Origin of the sequence: Nocardiopsis mangrovi (genome assembly GCF_042653925.1) — a bacterium.
GTDB classification, from domain to species: domain Bacteria; phylum Actinomycetota; class Actinomycetes; order Streptosporangiales; family Streptosporangiaceae; genus Nocardiopsis_B; species Nocardiopsis_B mangrovi.
In genome coordinates this window covers 98,836-120,485 of sequence record NZ_JBHSFQ010000006.1, presented here as the reverse complement: position 1 = coordinate 120,485, position 21,650 = coordinate 98,836, and the positions used below count along the sequence as shown (strand labels likewise).

The following is a 21,650-nucleotide window of genomic DNA, read 5'->3' as shown; positions in this document are numbered from 1 at the left end:
TGAGCCCATGCGGATAGTCGTGCCGGCTGGCGGCATCGGAGGCGCGCGGTTCCTGCGCGGCCTGAAGGAGGCGCTCGGGATACGGGCGGGCTCCGACGGGGACGAATCGACCATCACCGTCATCGGCAACACCGGTGACGACATCACCCTCTTCGGCCTGCGTGTCTGTCCCGACCTGGACACGGTCATGTACACCCTCGGCGGCGGCGTCAACGAGTCGCAGGGGTGGGGCCGGGCGGACGAGACCTTCACCGTCAAGGAGGAGCTGGCCGCCTACGGCATGCAGCCCACCTGGTTCGGGCTGGGCGACCGCGACGTCGCCACGCACATCGTGCGCGCCCAGATGATGGCGGCCGGATACCCGTTGTCGGCCATCACACAGGCGCTGTGCGACCGGTGGCGGCCGGGCGTGCGCCTGCTGCCGATGACCGACGACCGGGTCGAGACCCACGTGGTGGTCGACGAGGGCGACGGCCCCCGCGCCATCCACTTCCAGGAGTGGTGGGTGCGCCACCGCGCCGCGCTGCCCGCGCAGCGGATCGTCGGTGTGGGCGCGGAGGACGCCGAGCCCGCCCCCGGGGTGCTGGAGGCGATCGAGAGCGCCGATGTCGTGCTGCTCCCGCCGTCCAACCCGGTGGTCAGCATCGGGTCGATCCTCGGCGTCCCCGGTATCCGCGCGGCCATGGGCGCCGCCACGGTCGTGGGCGTCTCCCCCATCATCGGCGGGGCCCCGGTCCGCGGCATGGCCGACGCCTGCCTGGCCGCGATCGGCGTGGAGACCACCGCCCGGGCGGTCGCCGAGCACTACGGCGCCGACCTGCTCGACGGCTGGCTGGTCGACGAGGCCGACGACGGCGTGCGGGCCGAGGGCATCGAGGTGCGCTCCCGCCCTCTGTACATGAGCGACATCGGCGCGACCGCGGACATCGCGCGCGCCGCGCTGGACCTCGCCACCGAGCTGAAGGGACGGACCCGATGACCGCCCACCTGAGCGTGCACGGGGTCGACGGGCTGCCGGAGATCCGGTCGGGGGACGACCTGGCGGGGCTCATCGCCGGCGCCGCCGAGGTGCGCGACGGCGACATCCTCGTCGTGACCTCCAAGATCATCAGCAAGGCCGAGGGGCGCGTCCGGGAGATGGACCGCGAGGCCGCCATCGACGCCGAGACCGAGCGCGTGGTCGCCCGCAGGGAGGGCACCCGCATCGTGCAGACCCGCACCGGCCTGGTCATGGCCGCCGCCGGGGTGGACTCCTCCAACGTCGAGCCCGGCCGCGTCCTCCTCCTGCCCGCCGACCCCGACGCTTCTGCGCGCGCCCTGCGCGCGGGGCTGCGGGAGCGGCTGGGCGTGCGCGTCGCGATCGTGATCAGCGACACGTTCGGCCGCCCCTGGCGGGTCGGCCAGACCGACATCGCGATCGGCGCCGCCGGGCTCGACGCGCTCCAGGACCTGCGCGGCACCACCGACTCCCACGGCAACGTGCTGAACGTGAGCCTGAACGCCGTCGCCGACGAGATCGCCTCGGCCGGCGAGCTCGTCAAGGGCAAGGCCACCGGCACCCCGGTGGCGGTCGTGCGCGGGCTGGGCCACCTGGTGACCGAGGAGGACGGCGCGGGCGCGGCGGCGCTGATCCGCTCCGCCGACGACGACCTGTTCCGCTACGGATCCCGCGACGTCGTCACGGCGCGGCGCACGGTCCGCGAGTTCACCGACGAGCCCGTCGACCCCGAGGCGGTGCGCCGCGCCGTGGCCGCCGCGATCACCGCGCCCGCGCCCCACCACACGACGCCGTGGCGGTTCGTACTGGTGGAGTCCGCCGACATCCGCACCCGGCTGCTCGACGACATGCTCGCCGCATGGGTGGCCGACCTGCGCCGGGACGGCTTCTCCGAGGAGTCCATCGCCAAGCGCACGCGACGCGGCGACGTACTGCGCGCCGCCCCGTACCTCGTCGTGCCGTGCCTGGTCGCCGACGGCCACCACCCCTACCCCGACGAGCGCCGGGCCGGCGCCGAGCGCTCCATGTTCCTGGTCGCCATGGGCGCCGGGGTACAGAACCTGCTGGTCGGACTGGCCATGGAGGGTCTGGGGTCGGCCTGGGTGTCGTCCACGATGTTCTGCCCCGATGTCGTCCGCCGCGTCCTGCGGCTGCCGGACGAGTGGCAGCCCATGGGGTCGGTCGCGGTCGGGCACGCGGCGACGGCCCCGCGGGAACGCCCGCCGCGCAAGCCCGAGGAGTTCATCGAGGTGCGCTGAAGCCCGGCGGGGGCGCTTAAGTGACGACGCGGGGGTAGCGCCTCTGCGACGGGGGGAACGCGATGCACGACGATGCCTACATCCTTGCCGGGCTGCTGGTCGTGCTGACGGTGCTGGCCGGACGCATGCTGGCCGGGCGGCTGCGCGTTCCCGACGCCGTCATGCTGGTCGGGCTGGGGTTCGCCATCAGCTTCCTGCCGGGGATGCGGCAGATCCACGTCTCCCCGGAGATCGTGCTCCTGGTGTTCCTGCCGCCGCTGATCTACAACGCGGCGTTCTTCTCGGCACCTCGGGAGATGCGCGCGGAGGCCCGCCCGATCATCGCCCTGGCGGTGGGCATGACGCTCGTCAGCGCGTTCGCGATCGCGGGGGTCACCTGGCTGCTGCTGCCCGACACCGCGTGGCCGGCGGCGATCGCGCTGGGCGCCGCTGTCGCGCCCACCGACGCCGTCGCGTCCTCGGCGGTGCTCAAGCGGGTGGGCGCGCCGCGCCGTGTGCTCACGGTGCTCGAAGGCGAGAGCCTGATCAACGACGGCGTGGCGCTGACGCTGTTCAGCCTGGCGGTCACCGCGATGGTCACCCCGCTGACCCCGGCGGCGGGCCTGCTGGAGCTGGTCAAGGTGGTCGCGGGCGGGATCGCCTACGGGACCGTGATCGCGCTGCTGGTCACCTGGTCGCGCAGGCGGCTGCGCGACGGCAACACCCAGCTCGTGGTGAGCCTGGTGACCCCCTTCATCGCCTACATCCCGGCGGAGATGATGGGCTTCTCCGGGGTGCTGGCCGCGGTGGTGGCCGGCTTCTACCTGGGGACCCGGGGCGATGGCATCCTGCCGCCGCGGGTCCGGGTCACGGGGACCATCGTGTGGCAGGGCCTGGTGATGCTCCTGGAGTCGGTGCTGTTCGTGCTGCTGGGCCTGCAACTGCACGAGGTGCTCAGCGGTGTCTCCGGGCTGGCGCCGGCCCAGCTGGTGCTGAGCGCCGTCGCGGTGATCGCGGTCTCGGTGCTGGTCCGGCTGGTCTGGCAGGTGTGGGTGGCGCCGGTGACGCGGTACCTGCCGGGGAAGCTGCGGATGGACCCGGGGCCGGTGCGGGAGCGGATCATCATCGGGTGGAGCGGGATGCGCGGGGCGATCTCGCTGGCCATCGCGCTGTCACTGCCGCTGACCGTCGGCCGGGGCGAGTTCACCGACCGCAACGTGCTGATCTTCCTGGCCGCGGCGGTGGTGCTGGCCACCCTGGTCGGGCAGGGGACCACGCTGCCCCTGCTGCTGCGCCGCTTGGGCGTGCCCCAGGAGCACGGGCTGCGCTCGGAGATCGCGGCGGCGGAGGTCGCCATGGGCCGGGCCGCGCTCACCCGGATCGACGAACTGCTGTCGGACGCGCTGGTCGACGAGCAGGCCGCCGAGACCTACCGGCAGATGCACAAGCTGCGGGTGAAGCAGTCGCGGGCACTCCTGGAGGCCGGCCCTGAGCAGCGGCCCGAGGCCAAGCAGCGGGTCCGCGGAGCGGCGTTCCTCCGCCACGAGATCACCCGGGCGGAGCGCCAGGCGCTGAACCGGCTGTACCGCGGCGGCGACATCGGCCACGAGGCGTTCCAGACCCTCCAGCGGGAACTCGACGTGCGTGAGCCGCACCGGCCGCACCCGGGGTGAATCGGAACGGCGAGCCGACGAGCGAGCGCAGGCGGCGCCGCCTCTGGCCGAAGGCCCCCACGCGGGGCCGCCGAAGGCGAGCGTGACCGGAAAGCACCAAACGGCGAGCCGACGAGCGAGCGCAGGAGGCGCCGCCCCCGGCCGCAGGCCCCCACGCGGGGCCGCCGGAGCCGAGCGAGAAGGCGAGCGTGACCGGAAAGCACCAAACGGCGAGCCGACGAGCGAGCGCAGGAGGCGCCGCCCCCGGCCGAAGGCCCCCACACGGGACCGCCGAAGCCGAGCGAGAAGGCGAGCGTGACCGGAAAGCACCAAACGGCGAGCCGACGAGCGAGCGCAGGCGGCGCCGCCTCTGGCCGCAGGCCCCCACGCGGGGCCGCCGAAGCCGAGCGAGAAGGCGAGCGTGACCGGAAAGCAGAGAGGGCCATACGGTTCGGGTAGCCTCCAGCGCATCTGACCATTCCGCCCCCGGACGCCCGGTCCGCCCTGGGGTGCGGCACTTCGGGGGAGACCGCGTGCGTGGCAACCGACAGCCGGACCTGATCGCCGATCCGCAGGGGCCCTTCCACGGGCCGCTCGCCCACGCACTGGCCTGCGCGGTGCACATCGCCGTCAACAGCGGCGTGGCGTGGAACTCGCCCAACAAGGGCTGCACGTGCTGCTCCAAGCCCAAGCAGAAGCGCAAGGTCCTCCAGCGGGACTGGGGGATCGAATCCGCCGAGGACTGGCGCTCCACCGCCGAGACCCTGCTCAGCGACCGGAGCAGCAACGGGACCGGCGCCCTGCTGCTCGATATGCGCATGCAGCTGGTGCGGCAGTACGGCCACGCCGTCGACGCCCGCACCTGGCGCGACGCGCTCTCCGCCTGGTGCCGCCAGGAGCAGGTCACCGACGAGAGCTACCAGATGCTCGTGGGGCTCATGGGGATGATCCTCGACTACGAGAAGCGGTTCGCCGCCGACGGCCTGCTGCCGCACGGGGGGTTCGTCAGCGGGATCGGCGCGTGGGACTACGGGCGCGCCGCGAACATGGCCCGGTGGGGCGTGCAGTGCGAATACGCCGACCCCCCGACCATGGAGTGGGTCGCGGTCCGCGCGAGTGAGCAGGCGCGGCGGCACCACGGCTCATGGGCCGACTTCTCGGCCGGCTACATCCTGGGGCGCTGCCTGCACTTCGACGAAGGCGAGTTCGGCTCGTGGTACACCACCCCGCTGGCGGTGCACCACACGATGATGTCGCACCCGCAGAGCCCCTGGCTGCACATGCCCTTCCACTTCTGACGCGCCCGCGACGCCGGGCACCCGCGGGCGGCGCTCACCGCTCGCGGGGCGGCACTTCCCGGGTGGGCGGCCCGCTGTAGGCGGCCAGCAGCGGGCGCGGGATGGGCCCCTTGATCCGCGCGCCGCCCTGCTTCTCCTCCCAGGCGTGCGCGAGGATCCCCACCGAGCGCGACAGCACGAACAGCCCCCGCCCCAGCTCCGGCGCGAAGCCCAGCTCGGAGTAGACCACCGCGGTCGCGCCGTCGATGTTCATCGGCACCGGCCGCTCGCGCCCCTCGGCGAGCGCGGCCTCCAGGGCGAGGGCCGCCGCGAGGTGGTCGCCCGCGACCCGGCCGGCCTCGACCTCCGCGGCGACCAGGCCCAACAGCGGGTCGCGCCGGGGGTCGCGCGGGTGGAAGCGGTGCCCGAACCCGGGCACGTGGCGGCGTGCGGCGCGGTGCTCGGCGACGGCGGCCCGCGCGGCGTCCAGGGGGTCCTGCCCCGCCCGGGCGCGCTCGACCAGGCCGGCCAGCACCTCCATGCACTGCTGCCCCGCGCCGCCGTGCACGTCGCCGAGCAGGTTGACCCCGGTGGCGACCGCGTTGTTCAGCCCGGTACCGCAGGTCGCGGCCATGCGCGCGGCCGCGATGGAGGGCGCCTGCGGACCGTGATCGACGGCGGAGACGAGGGCCGCCTCCAGCAGGGCGGCGCTGTGCGGGTCGGGCAGGTCGCCGCGGAGCAGCAGCCACACGGTGTCGGCGAAGGAGGCGGCGCCGATCAGCCGCTCGACCGGGTAGCCGCGCAGCTCGATCTCGCCGGGGGCGATGCGGGTGATGGCGGTGTCCCACCAGCCCTCGACCTGCGCCCGGGGGATGTCGGCCCCCGCTTCGCGGGAGGGGGGCGTCGTGCCGTGGTCGCTCGTGCTCATCAGTACCTCCGAGGAGACCCCGGTATCGGCCGGGGAGGGGCCGGGCGCCCCGCCGGTGCGGGCGGGGCGGCCGTATCGCTGTCAGGTGGTCCGGTCGCCGTCGCGGACGGCCACCGGTGCGCGCGGACGGGGGCGCGGGGGCGGGGACGGGGTCAGACCACGCCGTCCTTGTGCAGCGCGTCGATCTCGTCGTCGTGCAGCCCGAGCTGGGCCAGCACCTCGCGGGTGTGCTCGCCCAGGCGCGGCGGGGGCGAGGCGGGTTCCGCCGGGCGCCCGTCGACCCGGACGCCGCTGCCCAGCACCCGCAGGGTGCGTTCGGGGTGGCCGGGGAAGTCGAGGTCGTGCACGAGCTCCCGTTCGGCCACCTGGTCCAGGCCCAGGACATCAGGGACGTCAAGGACCCGCGCCGCCGGCACCCCCACGGCCGACAGCCGCTCCTCCCACTCCAGCGCCGTGCGGCTCGCGAGCCCGGCCTCCAGTTCGGCCCGCAGCTCCTCCCGGTGCGCCTTGCGGTCCTCGCGCCCGGCGAAGCGGGGGTCGCCGATCAGCTCGGGGCGGCCGGCCTCGCGGCAGAGGGTCTCGAACTGCTCCTGCTTGTTGGCGGCGATGTTCAGCTCGCCCGCGCCGGTGCGGAAGGTGCCCGAGGGCGCGGCCGTGCCGTTCTCGTTGCCCATGGGCCGCGGCGGCACCCCGGCGATGAGGTGGTTGGAGACCGCCCAGCCCATCGCGGTGACCGCGGTCTCCAGCATGGAGACGTCCAGGTGGGCGCCCTCGCCGGTGGTCCGGCGGCGCACCAGGGCGGCGCACACCGCGAAGGCGGCGGCCATGCCGCCGAGGGTGTCGGCGACCGGGTACCCGGCGCGCAACGGGGCGGAGTCCGCGGTCCCGGTGACGCTCATCATGCCCGAGAGCCCCTGGATGACCTGGTCGTAGGCGGGGCGGTCGCGCATGGGGCCGGTCGCCCCGAAGCCGGACACGGCGCAGTAGACCAGGCCCGGGTTGATCTCGCGCAGCCGCTCGGGGCCGAACCCGAGCCGTGCGAGGACCCCGGGGCGGAAGTTCTCCAGCAGCACGTCGGCCCCGGCCAGCAGCCGGGCGAGGACGTCACGGCCCCGCTCGTCCTTGAGGTCGAGGGTGAGGGAGCGCTTGGCGGCGTTCTGGGCGAGGAAGGACGCGCCGAGCAGTTCGCCGTTCAGCTCCGCGTCGGCGCCGAGGCGGCGGGCGAGGTCACCGGAGCCGGGGACCTCGATCTTGACGACGTCGGCGCCCATGAGGGCGAACTGGTAGCCGGCGAAGGGGCCGGCCAGGACGTTGGTGAGGTCGAGCACGCGCACCCCGGCGAGGAGGCCGCTCGTGCTTTCGGGCGGGGTCATGGGCGCTCCCCGTGGTCGAGGCCGATGTCGGAGATCCGCCGTCCGGCGCGGACGGTGGCGGCGGTGAACTCGGTCACCGCTTCGGGGGTGAAGCGGGCGGTGGGGCCGCCGAGGGCGATCGCCGCCTGGACCCGGCCGCCGCTGTCGAAGACGGGGGCGGCGACGCCGGAGACGCCGGTCTCGCGCTCGCCGTGGCTGACCGCGTGCCCGTCGCCGCGAGCGCGGCCCGCCTGCTCGCGCAGGGTCTCGGCGTGCCGGGCGCCGTGCGGGGAGGCCGCGGCCACCCGGCGGAACAGGGCGTCGTCGCCGTCGGCGAGCAGAACCTTCGCGGCCGCGCCGGCCCACAGCGGGAACTCGTCGCCGACGTTGACGATGTGCCGCAGCGCGTGCGGCCCCTCTTCCTGGGCGACGCAGACGCGGGCGGCGTCGCTGCGCACGTACAGGTGCGCGGTCTCGGCGGTCTCGGCGACCAGTTCGCGCATGACCTGGCGGATCGCCTCGGGCACCCGCCATGCGGTGCGGGCCAGCCCGGCCCAGCGCAGCAGGCCGGGACCGACGGCGATCCGGCCGTCGGGGCGGGTCCACAGCAGGCCGCGGTGTTCCAGCGTGCCCACGAGCCGCAGCACGGTCGTCTTGGCCAGTCCGCTGGCGTCGGTCAGCTCGCGAATGGTGCGGCGCTGGTTGTGCTCGTCGAACAGCGCGAGGAGGTCCAGCGCCCGGAGGACACTGCGCACGCCGGGATCGGCGTCGCTCTCGGTCGCCAAAAGGTCACCCTCTTCTGGTCCGTCAGGTGAACCATTCTTACCACTTGATGGACCACCTGACCATAGGCCGCAGATACCCCGGAACCGCCGCGGGCCGCGGCCGGGCGGGCCGCGGAGGGTCGCCGCCCCGGGATCCGGGAGGCCGGGGGCGCTTTCGCGACTCCCGGCAAAAGGCCAGCGAACACAAGGATCTTGATGATCAAAAGGACCAAAAGCTTTACCCCGTGGCAACGGGTGCGTCATGCTCACGAAATCGGGACGGATGCGACCTGCGTCACTGGCATGTGCGGTCCCCGGCACACACCGGCACGTGATTGCCGGGCGATCGGCGGACTGCACGGTCCGCGCAGTGGACCCGATGGACTTCGACCACGGAAAGAGCGACCTGATGAGCAGACAGCGGATCCTGCGCGTCGTCGGCGCGGCCGCCGCGGCCGCCGTCATCGGCACCGGGGTGGTCAACGCCGCCTCCAGTGACGAAAGCGCCACCGACGCGCACGCCCGCCTGAACCTGATCGTGCCCGCCGCCCCCGGCGGCGGCTGGGACCTGGTGGCACGGGAGGGACAGAACGCCTTCCGCGAGAACTCCATCGTGGACAACACCCAGGTGCTGAACGTCCCCGGGGCGGGCGGCACCATCGGCCTGGCCCAGACGGTGCGCCAGGAGGGGAGCACCAACACCCTGATGGTCACCGGGACGGTGATGATCGGCGCCATCGTCGTCAACAACTCCTCCAACACCCTGGAGGACGTCACGCCCATCGCCCGGCTCGCCGACGACTACGAGGTCATCGTGGTCCGCGAGGACTCCCCCTACCAGGACATGGGCGACCTCGCCGACGCGCTGCGCGAGGACACCGGCGCCGTCGCCATGGGCGGCGGCTCCCTCGGCGGCACCGACCACCTCCTGGGCGGGATGGTCGCCCGCGACATCGGCGCGGACCCGCAGGACGTCAACTACATCCCGTTCGCGGGCGGCGGCGAGGCGCTGACCTCCCTGCTCTCCGGCAGCATCGACGTCGGCATCAGCGGCTACAACGAGTTCAGCGACCAGATCGACGCCGGCAACGTGCGCGTGCTCGGCGTCTCCGCCCACGAGCGCATCGACGGGATCGACGCGCCGACCCTCGCCGAGCAGGACATCGACGCCGTCCTGCCGAACTGGCGCGGTGTCATGGCGCCGCCCGGGATCAGCGACGAGGAGCGCGCCGAGCTGACCGAGATCGTCACCGAGATGCACGGCACACCGGAATGGGAGGGCACGTTGGAGCGCAACCGCTGGGACGACACCTTCCAGACCGGCGACGAGTTCGACGCCTTCCTGGAATCCGAGATCGAGCGCGTCACCACCGTCACCGAAGAACTGGGGCTGTCCTGATGACCACCGGAACCTCCGACACCGCGGCCGCCGGCGCACCGCCGGCCGCCCCGGCCCCCGAGCCCGCGCCGTCGTGGCGGCAGGGGCGCAGCGAACTCCTGGTCGCCGCGCTGGTGATCGGCATCGCGGCGTTCCTCGCATTCCAGACCGCCACCATGCCGGTCCCGCCGGGGACCGAGCCGCCCGGACCGCGGTTCTTCCCGACCATCGTCTCGGTCTTCATGTTCGGCGCGGGGCTCGCACTGACCGTCCAGGTCATCCGGCACCCGCGGCGCGGCACCGCCGAGCCCGCACGGGAACCGGCCGGCGGCACGGGCGACGGCGCCGAGGCGCCCGCGCCCGCCGCCCCGGCGGGAGAGGTCGGCATCGACTGGCGCACCGTGGGCATCGTCGTGGCCTCGATCGCGGCCTTCGCCCTGCTGTTGCAGCCCGTCGGCTGGCTCATCTCGGCGGCGCTGCTGTTCTTCGGGGTGTCCTACGCCATGGGCAATCGGCGCTACCTGTTCGACGTCGTCATCTCCCTGGTGTTCTCCTCGTTCATCCAGATCGCATTCGTCGGCGGCCTCGGCCTCAACCTGCCGGCCGGAATCCTCGGAGGCATCCTCTAGATGGAAGCGCTCGACCACCTCCTGATCGGGTTCGGCGCCGCGCTGACCCCTGAGAACCTGCTGTGGGCGGTCCTCGGCGTGACGCTGGGCACCGCCGTGGGCGTGCTGCCCGGCCTCGGCTCCTCGATGGCCGTGGCGCTGCTGCTGCCCGTCACCTTCTCACTCGACCCCGTCGGCGCGTTCATCATGTTCGCCGGCGTCTACTACGGCGGACTGTTCGGCGACTCCACGGCCGCGATCCTGATGAACACACCGGGCCAGAGCTCGGCGATCGCGACCACGTTCGAGGGCCACAAGATGGCGCTGCGCGGGCGGGCCCCGCAGGCCCTGGCCACATCGGCCATCGGGGCGTTCACCGGCGCCATCCTGTCGACCACCCTGGTGGCGTTCTTCTCGCCCGCCATCATCGCGCTCGCGCTGCGCTTCGGCCCGGCCGAGTACTTCGCGCTGGCCGTGTTCGCCTTCATCGCGACCTCCGCCGTGGTGTCCGACTCCATGGTCCGCGGCCTGGTGGCGCTCGGGATCGGCCTGACCATCTCGATGGTGGGCATCGACACCCTCAGCGGCGCCGAGCGGTTCACGCTCGGCGTGCCGCAGCTCTTCGAGGGCTTCAGCATCATCACGGTGACCGTCGCCCTGCTGGCCATCGGCGAGGTGCTGCACGTCGCCGGGCGGATCCACACGAGCGACGCCCCGATGAGCCCGCCGCGCAACACCGGCACCCCGTGGCTGAAGCTCGCCGACCTGCGCCGCACGATTCCGGCGTGGCTGCGCGGCACCATGTTCGGTGTCCCGTTCGGCGTCATCCCGTCGGGCGGGTCGGAGATCCCGACCTTCCTCGCCTACGGCAACGAGAAGCGGCTGGCCGCCCGGCGCGCGCGCCGCGGCAAGGGCACCGACGAGTTCGGCAAGGGCGCGATCGAGGGTGTGGCCGCCCCGGAGGCGGCGGGCAGCGCCACCGCCGGTACGGCGATGGGCGCCCTGCTCGGGCTGGGCCTGCCCACCTCGGCGACCGCGGCCATCATGCTGGCGGCGTTCCAGCAGTACGGCATGCAGCCGGGCCCGCTGCTGTTCGAGCGCAACGGCGACCTGGTGTGGACGCTGCTGGCCAGCCTGTTCATCGGCAGCGTGCTGCTGCTCATCCTGAACCTGCCCTTCGCCCCGATGTGGGCGAAGCTGCTGCTGATCCCCAAGCCCTACCTGTACGCCGGGATCACGGTGTTCTCCGCGCTCGGGGTGTACGCGGCGGCGTCGTCGATGGTCGACCTGTGGCTGATGCTGCTCCTGGGTCTGGCCGGGCTGATGATGCGGCGCTACGACATCCCGCTGGCGCCCGTGCTGATCGCGGTCATCCTGGGGCCGGTGGCGGAATCCGAGCTGCGCCGGGCGCTGGCCGTGGGCCAGGGCGACGTGGGCGTGCTGTTCGACAGCGGGATCACGCTGGGCATCTACGGCCTGCTGCTGGCCATCGGCGCCATCGTGACCGTCAACAAGGTCCGCGCGGCGCGCGCCGCGCGGGCGGGCGGCACCGCGGAGAAGGAGACCGCGGGCGCGGCCTGAGCCCCACGAACGGGCCGACCGACACGGCGGCGCGGACCATCCCCTCCCCGGTCCGCGCCGTCGTCATGTCCGGCGTTCGCCGGTACGGGGCCGTCCGGGGCGGCCGGGTGACCGCGACATAATTGCAAACTTTCCTATCGATTCTGTTGACGCCGCAGCCGGGTTCTCTTAGGTTTCTTAACAATTCGAGCCCGGCCGGATCCGGCCCCAACGGGCACCCCGGCAGCGCGCGCCGGGGAGCCCACGCCGTACCCCCGACGAAGAACGGATCGAAGGAGCACCCCCGTGCAGGCTCACGCCCGACGCAGACTCCCGCTCACCCTGGCCGCCGTCCTGACGATGGTGGCCGGGCTGACGTCAGCGGCGCTGCCCGCCTCGGCCGACCCCACTGCTGAGACCGACGCCCCCGCGGCCACCGCCGCGGAGGGCCCGTGGCTCACCGGCTACTGGCACAACTTCGACAACGGCTCCACGACGCTGCCGATCAGCGACATCCCCGACGCCTACAACCTGATCGCGGTCGCCTTCGCCGACAACCTCGCCGGCACACCCGGCGGCATCACCTTCAACCTGGCCAGTGGCGAACTGGGCGGCTACACCGAGCAGCAGTTCAAGGACGACATCGCCGCCGCGCAGGCCCAGGGGCGCAAGGTCGTGATCTCGGTGGGCGGTGAACGCGGCAACGTCAGCGTCGCCAACCCCACGGAGGCGGCGAACTTCGCACGCACCACCCACGACCTGATGAACGAGTACGGGTTCGACGGCGTCGACATCGACCTCGAACACGGCATCAACGCCCAGTACATGGAGGAGGCACTGCGCGCGCTGTCCGAGCAGGCCGGCCCGGACCTCATGATCACGATGGCGCCGCAGACCATCGACTTCCAGGCGCCGAGCTACGGCTACCACCAGCTGGCGCGGGCGATCCCCGACATCCTCACCATCATCAACATGCAGTACTACAACTCCGGCTCGATGCTGGGCTGCGACGGCCAGGTCTACAGCCAGGGGACGGTGGACTTCCTCACCGCCCAGGCGTGCATTCAGCTGGAGCTGGGGCTGCGCCCCGACCAGGTCGGCCTGGGCCTGCCCGCCACCCCCTCGGCGGCGGGCGGCGGCCACCAGGCGCCGGCCAACGTCGTGCGCGCCCTCGACTGCCTCGAACGGGGGGCCAACTGCGGCTCCTTCACCCCCGCGGAGCCCTACGGGCCCACCGGCGGCGTGATGACGTGGTCGATCAACTGGGACGCCACCAACGGCTACGCCTTCGCCAACGCGATCGGTCCGCGGATCGGCACCTGACGCGCCGGCCCGCCCCTCCTACCGCCGCCCGGTCGTCGCGTGAACGCGCCGGCCGGGCGGCCGCCATTTCCCGCCCGCCCCCTCACACCAGCGGCAGCCGCGTGCGGCGGATGCCCTCGGCCACGCCGTCGCTGGCCTCGGCACGGCGAGCCGACGAACGAGCGCAGGCGGCGCCGCCCCCGGCCGCAGGCCCCCGCGCGGGGCCGCCGGAGTGAGTGAGAAGGCGAGCGTGCCCCATAAAGGGCCGAGGCCCCACACGGCCCTCACACCAGCGGCAGCCGCGTGCGGCGGATGCCCTCGGCTACCCCGCCGCTGGCCTCGGCACGGCGAGCCGACGAACGAGCGCAGGCGGCGCCGCCCCCGGCCGCAGGCCCCCGCACGGGGCCGCCGGAGTGAGTGAGAAGGCGAGCGTGCCCCATAAAGGGCCGAGGCCCCACACGGCCCTCACACCAGCGGCAGCCGCGTGCGGCGGATGCCCTCGGCTACCCCGCCGCTGGCCTCGGCGACCGCGCGCCGGTCCGCGGGCACCTCGCCGTAGAGCGTGCTGCGCTGGCGGACCGGCCGCCCGGTGGGCGCCACCAGGGCGCGGATGTCGCCGATGGTCTTGAACGAGCCGTTGGCTGAGCCCGCCATGCGGCTGATGGTCTCCTCCATCAGGGTCCCGCCGACGTCGTTGACGCCGCCCTGGAGCAGTTGCCGGCAGGTGTCCTCGGCCAGCTTCACCCACGAGCACTGGATGTTGTCGATGTGCCCGTGCAGCAGCAGCCGCGCCAGCGCGTGCACCGCCCGGTTCTCCCGCGCGGTCGGCCCGCTGCGCGCCAGGCCCGCGAGGTAGATCGGGGCCCCGGTGTGCACGAACGGCAGCGGCACGAACTCGGTGAACCCCGGCCGCCCGTTGCGCTCGACCGAGCGCTGCTGTAGCGAGCGCAGCAGCTTGATGTGGGCCACCCAGTGCCGCGGGGTGTCGACGTGGCCGTACATCATCGTCGACGTGGTGGGGATGCCCAGGTCGTGGGCCGTGGTGATCACCTCGACCCAGTCCGCGGCGGGCAGCTTGCCCTTGGTCAGCACCCAGCGGATGTCGTCGTCGAGGATCTCGGCGGCCGTGCCCGGGATGGAGTCGAGCCCCGCCTCGCGGGCGCGCAGCAGCCACTCCCGGACCGGCAGGTTCGTGCGGGAGGCCCCGTTGACGACCTCCATGGGGCTGAACGCGTGCACGTGCATGTCCGGGACGCGGTCCTTGACCGCGCGGGCGATGTCGAAGTAAGCGGTGCCGGGCAGGTCCGGGTGGATCCCGCCCTGCATGCACACCTCGCCCGCACCGGCCTCCCACGCCTCGGCGGCGCGGTCGGCCACCTGGTCCAGCGAGAGCGTGTAGGCGTCGGCGTCGGTCCGCCGCTGGGCGAACGCGCAGAACCGGCAGCCGGTGTAGCAGACGTTGGTGAAGTTGATGTTCCGGGTGACGACGAAGGTGACGTCGTCGCCCACCGCGTCGCGCCGCACCGCGTCGGCCAGGCCGGCCAGCTCCTCCAGTTCGGGGCCGTCGGCGTGGAGGAGGGCGAGGGCCTCGTCGTCGGTGAGCCCGGCGGGGTCGGCCTCCGCCCGGCGCAGGGCCGCGGCGATGTCGCGGTCGGAGCGGCGCGGCTCCGCGGCGCCGGCTCCGGGGCCGGGCACCCGCTCCCGCAGCCGGTCCCAGTCGCCGTAGACCGCGTCGAAGTCGCCGCGGCGGTCCGCGGAGCGGCCTTCGGTGTCGATCGCGGTGTGCAGGTCCGTGCGGCCGGCCGGGGTCTGCTGCCGCTCGGGCTCCTGCCACGGGCGGCCCTCAACGACCGCGTCCTCGCGCGCCAGCCCGGTGCCCGGATCGGCCAGCGCCGCGACGTGGCCCATGACGCGGGGGTCCAGCCAGGGTTCGCCCTGGAGCACGTAGGGCGGGTAGGCGGTCAGGCGCTCGCGCAGCTCGAAGCCCTCCGACGCGGTGTGCTCGGCGAGCGCGTCGATCTGCGGCCAGGGGCGCTCGGGGTTGACGTGGTCGGGGGTGAGCGGGGAGACCCCGCCCCAGTCGTCGATGCCCGCCCGCAGCATCAGCGCGTATTCGCCCGAGATCAGGTTGGGCGGCGCCTGCACCCGCATGCCGGGCCCCATGACCAGCCGGGTGACGGCGATGGTGGCGGCCAGGTCCGTGAGGTCGGCGTCGGGCCGGGCCATCATCGCCGTGCCGGGCTTGGCCCGGAAGTTCTGCACGATGACCTCTTGTACGGAGCCGTACTCGCGGGCGACCCGGCGCATGGCGAACATGGAGTCGGCGCGCTCGGCCAGGGTCTCCCCGATCCCGATGAGGATGCCGGTGGTGAACGGGACGCCGCTGCGCCCGGCGTCCTCCAGCACCCGCAGCCGGACGGCGGGGTCCTTGTCGGGGCTGCCGTAGTGGGCCTGGCCGCGCTCGGTGAACAGCCGCTCGGAGGTGGTCTCCAGCATCATGCCCATCGAGGGCGCCACCGGCTTGAGCCGCTGGAACTCCGACCAGCTCAGCACGCCGGGGTTGAGGTGCGGCAGCAGACCCGTCTCCTCCAGGACCAGGATCGCCATGGCGCGCACGTAGGAGAGGGTGTCGTCGTAGCCGTGCGCGTCCAGCCACTCCGCCGCCTGGGTCCACCGGTCCTCGGGGCGGTCGCCGAGGGTGAACAGGGCCTCCTTGCAGCCCAGCGCCGCGCCCCCGCGCGCGATGTCCAGCACCTCGTCGGGGGTGAGGAAGGGTGCGGACAGGTTTCCGGGAACCGTCGCGAAGGTGCAGTAGTGGCAGCGGTCCCGGCACAGGCGCGTGATGGGGACGAACACCTTGCGGCTGTAGGTGATCACCCCGGGGCGGCCGAGTGCGGCCAGCCCGGCGTCGCGGACCCGCCCGGCGTAGGTGAGCAGGGCGGTGAGGTCGTCGCCGCGCGCGTGGAGCAGCACTTCGGCCTCAGAGGGGTCCAGGGGCTTGCCGTCGCGTGCGCGCGCCAGCGCGCGCCGCATCGCCGACGGCGCGGGGGCCGGTTCACGGGCCCCGTCTCCAGCAGCTGTCATAGGCCGCACGATACGTGTCGGCCGCCCGGCGGTCACCGGCCGGGCCCCGCGCGGCGCGCCCCGGGCCGGGCCGCCCGGGGGGTCAGGCCGCGGCGGGGCGCCGCCCGCCGCGCTTGGCGGCCACGCGCTCCTCAAGGAACGCCTCCCACCGCCGGGAGATCGCGGTGACGTCGTAGTCGGCGGCCGACTCCAGGGCCGCCTCCGCCATCCGCAGCCGCTCGTCGCGGTCCTCGACCAGCCGCAGCAGCCCCGCGCCCAGCGCGCCGACGTCCTGGTGGGGCACCAGGAGCCCGTTGCGGCCGTCGTCGATGATCTCCCTGGGGCCGTGCGGGCAGTCGAAGCTGACCGCGGGGACGCCCACCGAGAACCCCTCGATGATGGTCATCCCGAAGCCCTCGATACGCGAGCTGACGGCCAGGAGCGACGCCTTGGCGATCTCACCGGTGAGGTCCTTGGTGCGGCCCATGAGGGCCACCTGGTTGCTCAGGCCCATGGCGGTGATCTTCTCGCGCAGCTTCTCGTCCTTCTTGCCGCCGCCGTAGATCCGCAGCCGCCACTCCGGGTGCCGCTCGGCCACCACCGCGAACGCGTCGAGGAGCTTGGGGTACTGCTTGACGGGCGACATCCGGCCGGCGGCCACGATGATGGGGTTGTCCTGGGTGGACCGGGGGTATGCGCCGGACGGCAGCGAGTTGGGCATGGCCCGCAGCCGGTCGCCGGACCCGCCGAGGAATTCGGCGTAGGCGGCGCGGTCGGTCTCGGTGAGGACCACCAGGCCGTCCAGCCGGCGGTAGGCGGTGCGGATCGCCGCGCGCAGGTCGGCGGCGTGGTCGTCGAGGTGGATGTGCTCCTGCCCGATGCGCAGCAGGCGCCGCGGCGCCCAGCGGGCGATCAGCAGGTTGATCCCGGGGCGGGTGCCCATGACGACGTCGGCGTCGGTGGCGCGGAGGTAGTCGCGCACCGCCCGGAGGCGGTGGTCGTCGTAGATGGGGTTGCGCCGGGCCTCGCTCTCGGGGACGGCCTCGGCGCGCCGCCGGCGGCGCCAGCGCTCCAGCGCCCCGGACGCCTCGGGTTCGGGGTCGGCCGCCGAGGTGGGCACGAGCGGGACCAGCCGCACGCCCGCGGGCGGCGGGAAGAACGGCTCCTCGCGGTGCTGCGCGAGGCTGACGACCTCCACCTCGTGCCGGGCCGCCAGCCCTCCGGCGAGGTTGAAGACGGTGCGGATGGTGCCGCCCATGCCGTAGGCGTTGGCGATGAGGATCGCGATCTTCATGCCTGCCCCGCGAGCGTCGCGAGGAGGGACAGGTCGTCGTCGACGGTGTAGTAGGGGCGGATGCGCACCCCCGCCTCCAGGACGGTTTCGGGGTAGACGACCTTCTTCTTCTTGCCGACGATGTCGTCGGCGCGGGCGGCCAGCCGCAGCTCGCCGACGCCGGGGAGGTCGAGCCAGAGGTCCCACTCGTTGTGGGGGCGGCCGGGGTCGTGGAACCGGGTCAGGGGTTCGAGGGGGATCTCGGTGCGGAACTCCCCGGCGGCGAGGGCGGCGGGGGCGGTGAGGGTTCCGCTGCGCTCGCGCTGCCGGGCGACCAGCCGCGCCGGTCCCGTGGCCGCGATCGGGCCGTAGGCGGGCATTCCGGACACCCGGACGGTATCGGTTCCGACCTCCACCCAGGCGACCTCGGCATAGGGGGCGACCGTGCGGGCGCGCAGCCGCAGCCTGCCGTGCGGGTCGCGCAGGGCGCGCAGTTCGCGGCGCCGCGGGCGCTTCAGGTAGGCGACGCGGTCGGCCATGCTGAAACCGGGGTCCGTGGTGGCCAGCGGCCGGGGGCGGCCGTCGCCGGCGATCCACAGGACGTCCCAGGTTCCGTCGTCGAGGGGGACCTCCGCGAGGTCGGCGCGGACCCGGCCCGCGCCGACGAGCCGTCCCGTGACCTGCACCACGGGGCCGGGGTCGCCGTCGCGGCGCAGTTCCAGCACGGTGTCCTCGTCGCGGGCGTTATCCGTGTCACCGGTATCCCGGAGACGCAGCTCCAGCACGTCTCCGCTGTCGATCCGACTCAGCTCTGCCTGCACGTGCCTCCCATCCAACAGGTGAAGGTGCGAAGGGCCGGCGCGGCCCTCCCTGCGGCCGGGCCCCTGGGCGCGGGACCGCCCCATCCGCCACCCAAGATAGGGCGACGAATCGGCACATCTTCACCGCAGAAATATCATCTTTCCGTCATATCTACCCCCGATGAGTAAGGTTCTCGTTAGTAGTTCATCTGCCCGTAATCATGGCCGGATGCGGCCACAAGGGCGCACCCCCGGCGACCGGGGCAAAAGAGAACCGCGCCCGGCGCGCGGCGGCCGGACGCGGATGGCGAAGATCACGCGTGCGGGGTGCGGAAAGCGGGGGGCTCGGAAGGCGGTGCCGGGACACGTTTCCGGGAGCGCCGGGCCCCGCCCCCGTCGCGGGCGGAATGCCGGACGGGCCCGGAAGGTCGCCGCGCCGGGCGTCCCGCCCTCCGTTGCGGCTCTGTCCGGCCGCCCGGAGGGCTCAGGCCGCCTCTTCGGGGTCGAGCTCCAGCTCCACCCATACCGAGTACACCGGGTGCCCGGGCGGCTCCGTCCAGCCGTAGCGGCGCGAGTGGACGGCGATCAGCGCCAGCCCGCGGCCGTGCTCGGCGGTGAGCAGGTCGGCGTCGGAGAGGATGTGCGGCGGCTCCTGGGGGCGGGTCGGGCGCTCGGGGTGCGGCCCCTGGTCCATGACCCGCAGGCCGATGGTGTCGTGCGGGAAGTGAACGGTGGTGATGAAGTACGCGCCCTCCTGCCCCGACGCCGAGTGGGCGATGGCGTTGGAGGCGAGTTCACTGGCCACCAGCCGCAGCGCGTCGGCGAGGTCCTCACGCTGGGCATACGGGCGCCCGCAGGTGCGCAGCCGCTCCGCCACCCAGGTCCGGAGCCGGCCGGGGGATTCGGGCGTACCGGGCAGCGCCACGACGTCGGCGGCCGGGCCCCACCCCCAGCCGGGCTGCACGAGCGTCGGTCGCGGGATAACTTGGGTCATGGGTCGACTCCCTGCTTCCTCAGGAGAGTTGGGCCAGGCCCTTGGCACGTGCTGAACCCACGTGCCGGGGGCCGTTCTTCGTGCGCGCGGTAACGATAACCGCACCGGAGGACATGACTCCTCGTGAACGATCACTTACAAATTGCTAGAGTGGCAGTCCTCGATCGGTGGTGCAAGACTTCCGGCAATTTTGCCCTGCTTTCGACGGGGAGGGGTCCTTGGCGGCGACACGGAGCCCGGCACTGCGCGCGCAGTGGCTGGGCGGGATGCTCCGCGACCTGCGCGAGAGCAACCGCCTGCCGCTCCGCGAGACCGCGCTGTTCCTGGAGCGCAGCACCTCCACGGTGAGCCGGTTCGAATCCGGCGCCCTGCCGATCTCCCCGGACGACGTCGCGGCCCTGTTGGACTTCTACCACGTCGAAGGGGCCGTCCAGCGCTCGGCGCTGCTGCGCCTCGCCGAGGACCCCGTCGACACCGGGTGGTGGGAGCGCTATCGCGCCGACATCACCCCCGCGACCGGCGACCGCATATGGCTGGAGGAACGGGCCGAGCGGATCCGGGTCTTCAGCCCACTCGCCGTCGCCACCCTGTTGCAGACCGAATCCTACGCGCGCGCCGTCATCGCCGCCGCCGCGCCCGGCGCCCCGGCCCGCCAAGTCGAACGGTGGGTCGAGGTGCGGATGAAGCGGCAGGGGGTCCTCGGCGGCGACTCCCCCGCCCGGCTCGACGTCCTGCTCGACGAAGGCGCCCTGCGCCGCCCGGCCGGCGGCCACGCGGCAATGCGCGATCAGCTCGCCCACCTACGCGCCTCGGGAGAGCGCGACAACATCCGGATCCGGGTGCTGCCCTTCGACGCCGGCGCCTACACCGACACCGACGGCGCGTTCGGCCTGATCGCCCTCGGCGGCCCGCTGCCCGAGGTCGCCCACGTCGACGGCGCGGCCGGCCGCGTCCTGCTGGCCCACGACGACGTGCGCCGCCTCGGCTCCCTCTACGACCGCCTCCAGGCGAGCTGCCTCACCCCCGACGAGTCCGCCGCCTTCCTGGCCGCCCTCGAATCGGCCGGCGGCTGACCCCGTTTCCAGCGGGTCACAATTAAGCCATGCCCGGTGCATTCGACGACGCGGTCCGCGCCGACATCGGCGAGCTCTCGGCGCGACTCGCGCGGCGGACCCCCGATGCCGCCGCCCTGCGCCCCCAAGAGTGGCTCGGGGTCGTCCAGACGCACTCCGCCCGTCTGATCGCGGCGTGCCGCGACGTCCCCGAGGATGCGTGGGCGACGCACTCCGCCGCGGTCGCCTACGCGCTGGAGGCGGCCATGGAGTCGGGGATCGTCACCCCCCACGAGCACGCCGTCCGCCGGCTGCACCTGACCGCGGCCCTGCTCCGGCGCGTCCCCGCCGATCCCCGGGTCGACCTCCTCGACCCCGACCGCGCGATCGGGCTGCTGCTGCGCAGCCTGCCGGTCGGCCTCGAACGCGCTCGCGAACGCGCACCGGTCTGGCGGACGCTGGATATCGCGGAGATCCGGCTGCTGCGGCGCGCCAAGAACCTCCTCCACCCGGCGCTGGACATCGTCGCGACCGTCGGCCGCGGCGACCTGGACGCGCGCCTCGCGGCCTGGCGGGACGTGCTGCCGCGGCTCCCCTGAGCGGGGTCAGCCGGTCTTGCGGGCGCGCAGCAGGACGATGCTGCCGCGGGTGTTGGGGTGGCGGGCGTCGCCGGCGGCGATGAAGGGGATCAGCGGGGCCGCGGCGTTGAAGCCGACCCGCCCCCCGTGCGCCGAGATCGTCAGGTACGCGCGCTCGGCGGAGCGGCTGCGGAACTGGTAGGAGTGCTCCCGCACCTCCAGGCCGAATCCCGCCAGCAGCGCCCCCAGCGACTCATGGGTGTAGGTGCGCTTGACGTGGTAGCGCCGGGCGTGGGCGGCGAACAGCTCCGGCCACTCCTCGCGGCGGGAGAGGCAGTCGGCCGACATCACCAGCTCGCCCCCGGGCCGCAGCACGCGGGCCATCTCCCGCAGCGACGCCGGACCGTCGTCGAAGTGCTCGATCGCGCAGATCGACAGCACCTTGTCGACGGAGGAGTCGCGCATCGGCAGACGCAGGGCGTCGCCTTCGATCAGAGCGGGGGCGTCGCGGAGCCGGGCACCGCGCAGCATCTTGCCGCGCGCCAGGTCGAGGGAGACCGCGCGGGCGCCCCGCCGCCGGGCCTGGGCGGCCCAGTAGCCGTCGCCGCCGGCGACGTCGAGCACCACCTGCCCGCGGAGGTCGCGGCCGAGCCAGTTCAGCAGGGTCCCCGCCTCCCGGGCGCGGCAGACGTGGACCCGGTGACCGGCGAAGGCGACGACGTCAGGCATTCCCACGCGCATCACCTTAGAGCAGCGCACCGCCCGGGGGCACATCAGCGACGCCCGCCATCCGCCGGGGCCGCAGGGACCGCGAGCAGGCGGTGCGCGGCACCC

Annotated in this window: 18 protein-coding genes; 10 read left to right on the top strand and 8 right to left on the bottom strand. The window is 73.6% G+C overall.

The genetic code is table 11. The features are described 5' to 3' along the window. Positions 1-7: 7 nt before the first annotated feature. The 4 genes from cofD to ACFO4E_RS09125 all read left to right on the top strand — a co-directional run bounded on the left by cofD (position 8) and on the right by ACFO4E_RS09125 (position 5,185). Entirely contained in the window at positions 8-979 is a 972-nt protein-coding gene (gene cofD / locus ACFO4E_RS09140) for a 2-phospho-L-lactate transferase (RefSeq protein ID WP_378572836.1), read from the top strand. Continuing rightward, the gene (locus tag ACFO4E_RS09135) at positions 976-2,256 is read left to right on the top strand and encodes a coenzyme F420-0:L-glutamate ligase (protein ID WP_378572834.1); all 1,281 of its coding nucleotides are present in this window, start codon (positions 976-978) and stop codon (positions 2,254-2,256) included. Before cofD ends, ACFO4E_RS09135 begins: the two co-directional genes overlap by 4 nt. A 62-nt stretch (positions 2,257-2,318) precedes the next feature. Beyond that, the gene (locus ACFO4E_RS09130; protein WP_378572832.1) at positions 2,319-3,908 is read left to right on the top strand and encodes a Na+/H+ antiporter; all 1,590 of its coding nucleotides are present in this window, start codon (positions 2,319-2,321) and stop codon (positions 3,906-3,908) included. A gap of 512 nt (positions 3,909-4,420) precedes the next feature. Beyond that, a complete protein-coding gene (locus tag ACFO4E_RS09125) occupies positions 4,421-5,185 on the top strand; it encodes a DUF1266 domain-containing protein (RefSeq protein WP_378572831.1) in 765 nt (254 codons plus the stop codon). A gap of 34 nt (positions 5,186-5,219) precedes the next feature. Here the strand turns inward: ACFO4E_RS09125 and ACFO4E_RS09120 are convergent, their stop codons facing one another. The 3 genes from ACFO4E_RS09120 to ACFO4E_RS09110 form a co-directional block, all read right to left on the bottom strand. Next, on the bottom strand, positions 5,220-6,092 hold the full coding sequence (locus tag ACFO4E_RS09120; RefSeq protein WP_378572829.1) for a citryl-CoA lyase: 873 nt from the start codon (positions 6,090-6,092) through the stop codon (positions 5,220-5,222). Between the two features lie 152 nt (positions 6,093-6,244). Beyond that, positions 6,245-7,465, bottom strand: a complete 1,221-nt coding sequence (locus ACFO4E_RS09115; protein ID WP_378572827.1) for a CaiB/BaiF CoA transferase family protein — start codon at positions 7,463-7,465, stop codon at positions 6,245-6,247. Beyond that, complete coding sequence (locus tag ACFO4E_RS09110; RefSeq protein ID WP_378572825.1) at positions 7,462-8,229, bottom strand: IclR family transcriptional regulator; 768 nt, start codon at positions 8,227-8,229, stop codon at positions 7,462-7,464. Before ACFO4E_RS09110 ends, ACFO4E_RS09115 begins: the two co-directional genes overlap by 4 nt. A 358-nt stretch (positions 8,230-8,587) precedes the next feature. Between ACFO4E_RS09110 and ACFO4E_RS09105 the strand changes: the two genes are divergently transcribed. The 4 genes from ACFO4E_RS09105 (at position 8,588) to ACFO4E_RS09090 (ending at position 13,077) form a co-directional block, all read left to right on the top strand. Next, complete coding sequence (locus tag ACFO4E_RS09105; protein ID WP_378573075.1) at positions 8,588-9,607, top strand: Bug family tripartite tricarboxylate transporter substrate binding protein; 1,020 nt, start codon at positions 8,588-8,590, stop codon at positions 9,605-9,607. Continuing rightward, on the top strand, positions 9,607-10,215 hold the full coding sequence (locus ACFO4E_RS09100; protein ID WP_378572823.1) for a tripartite tricarboxylate transporter TctB family protein: 609 nt from the start codon (positions 9,607-9,609) through the stop codon (positions 10,213-10,215). The genes ACFO4E_RS09105 and ACFO4E_RS09100 overlap by 1 nt, the downstream gene beginning before the upstream one ends. Then, on the top strand, positions 10,216-11,775 hold the full coding sequence (locus tag ACFO4E_RS09095; RefSeq protein WP_378572821.1) for a tripartite tricarboxylate transporter permease: 1,560 nt from the start codon (positions 10,216-10,218) through the stop codon (positions 11,773-11,775). It begins immediately after the preceding gene. Between the two features lie 339 nt (positions 11,776-12,114). Further along, positions 12,115-13,077 (top strand): chitinase, encoded by a 963-nt coding sequence (locus tag ACFO4E_RS09090; protein WP_378573073.1) that lies wholly within the window; start codon positions 12,115-12,117, stop codon positions 13,075-13,077. Between the two features lie 444 nt (positions 13,078-13,521). On the opposite strand, the gene ACFO4E_RS09085 is transcribed toward ACFO4E_RS09090, so the two are convergent. The 4 genes from ACFO4E_RS09085 to ACFO4E_RS09070 form a co-directional block, all read right to left on the bottom strand. Then, positions 13,522-16,140, bottom strand: a complete 2,619-nt coding sequence (locus ACFO4E_RS09085) for a bifunctional FO biosynthesis protein CofGH (RefSeq protein ID WP_378572819.1) — start codon at positions 16,138-16,140, stop codon at positions 13,522-13,524. Positions 16,141-16,222: 82 nt separating this feature from the next. Beyond that, on the bottom strand, positions 16,223-17,413 hold the full coding sequence (locus ACFO4E_RS09080) for a glycosyltransferase family 4 protein (protein ID WP_378572817.1): 1,191 nt from the start codon (positions 17,411-17,413) through the stop codon (positions 16,223-16,225). Next, positions 17,410-18,213 (bottom strand): hypothetical protein, encoded by an 804-nt coding sequence (locus ACFO4E_RS09075; protein WP_378572815.1) that lies wholly within the window; start codon positions 18,211-18,213, stop codon positions 17,410-17,412. The genes ACFO4E_RS09080 and ACFO4E_RS09075 overlap by 4 nt, the downstream gene beginning before the upstream one ends. 463 nt (positions 18,214-18,676) lie before the next feature. Then, on the bottom strand, positions 18,677-19,186 hold the full coding sequence (locus ACFO4E_RS09070) for an ATP-binding protein (protein WP_378572813.1): 510 nt from the start codon (positions 19,184-19,186) through the stop codon (positions 18,677-18,679). A 218-nt stretch (positions 19,187-19,404) separates the two neighbouring features. On the opposite strand from ACFO4E_RS09070, the gene ACFO4E_RS09065 reads away from it, so the two are divergent. Both ACFO4E_RS09065 and ACFO4E_RS09060 read left to right on the top strand, forming a co-directional pair. Next, positions 19,405-20,259: a helix-turn-helix domain-containing protein gene (locus ACFO4E_RS09065; RefSeq protein WP_378572811.1), complete on the top strand. Its 855-nt coding sequence runs from the start codon at positions 19,405-19,407 to the stop codon at positions 20,257-20,259. Positions 20,260-20,288: 29 nt separating this feature from the next. Further along, positions 20,289-20,837, top strand: coding sequence for a hypothetical protein (locus ACFO4E_RS09060; RefSeq protein WP_378572809.1), 549 nt, complete (start codon positions 20,289-20,291; stop codon positions 20,835-20,837). Between the two features lie 6 nt (positions 20,838-20,843). Here ACFO4E_RS09060 and ACFO4E_RS09055 read toward each other — a convergent pair whose 3' ends face one another. Beyond that, the gene (locus ACFO4E_RS09055; RefSeq protein ID WP_378572807.1) at positions 20,844-21,557 is read right to left on the bottom strand and encodes a class I SAM-dependent methyltransferase; all 714 of its coding nucleotides are present in this window, start codon (positions 21,555-21,557) and stop codon (positions 20,844-20,846) included. Positions 21,558-21,650: the final 93 nt, after the last annotated feature.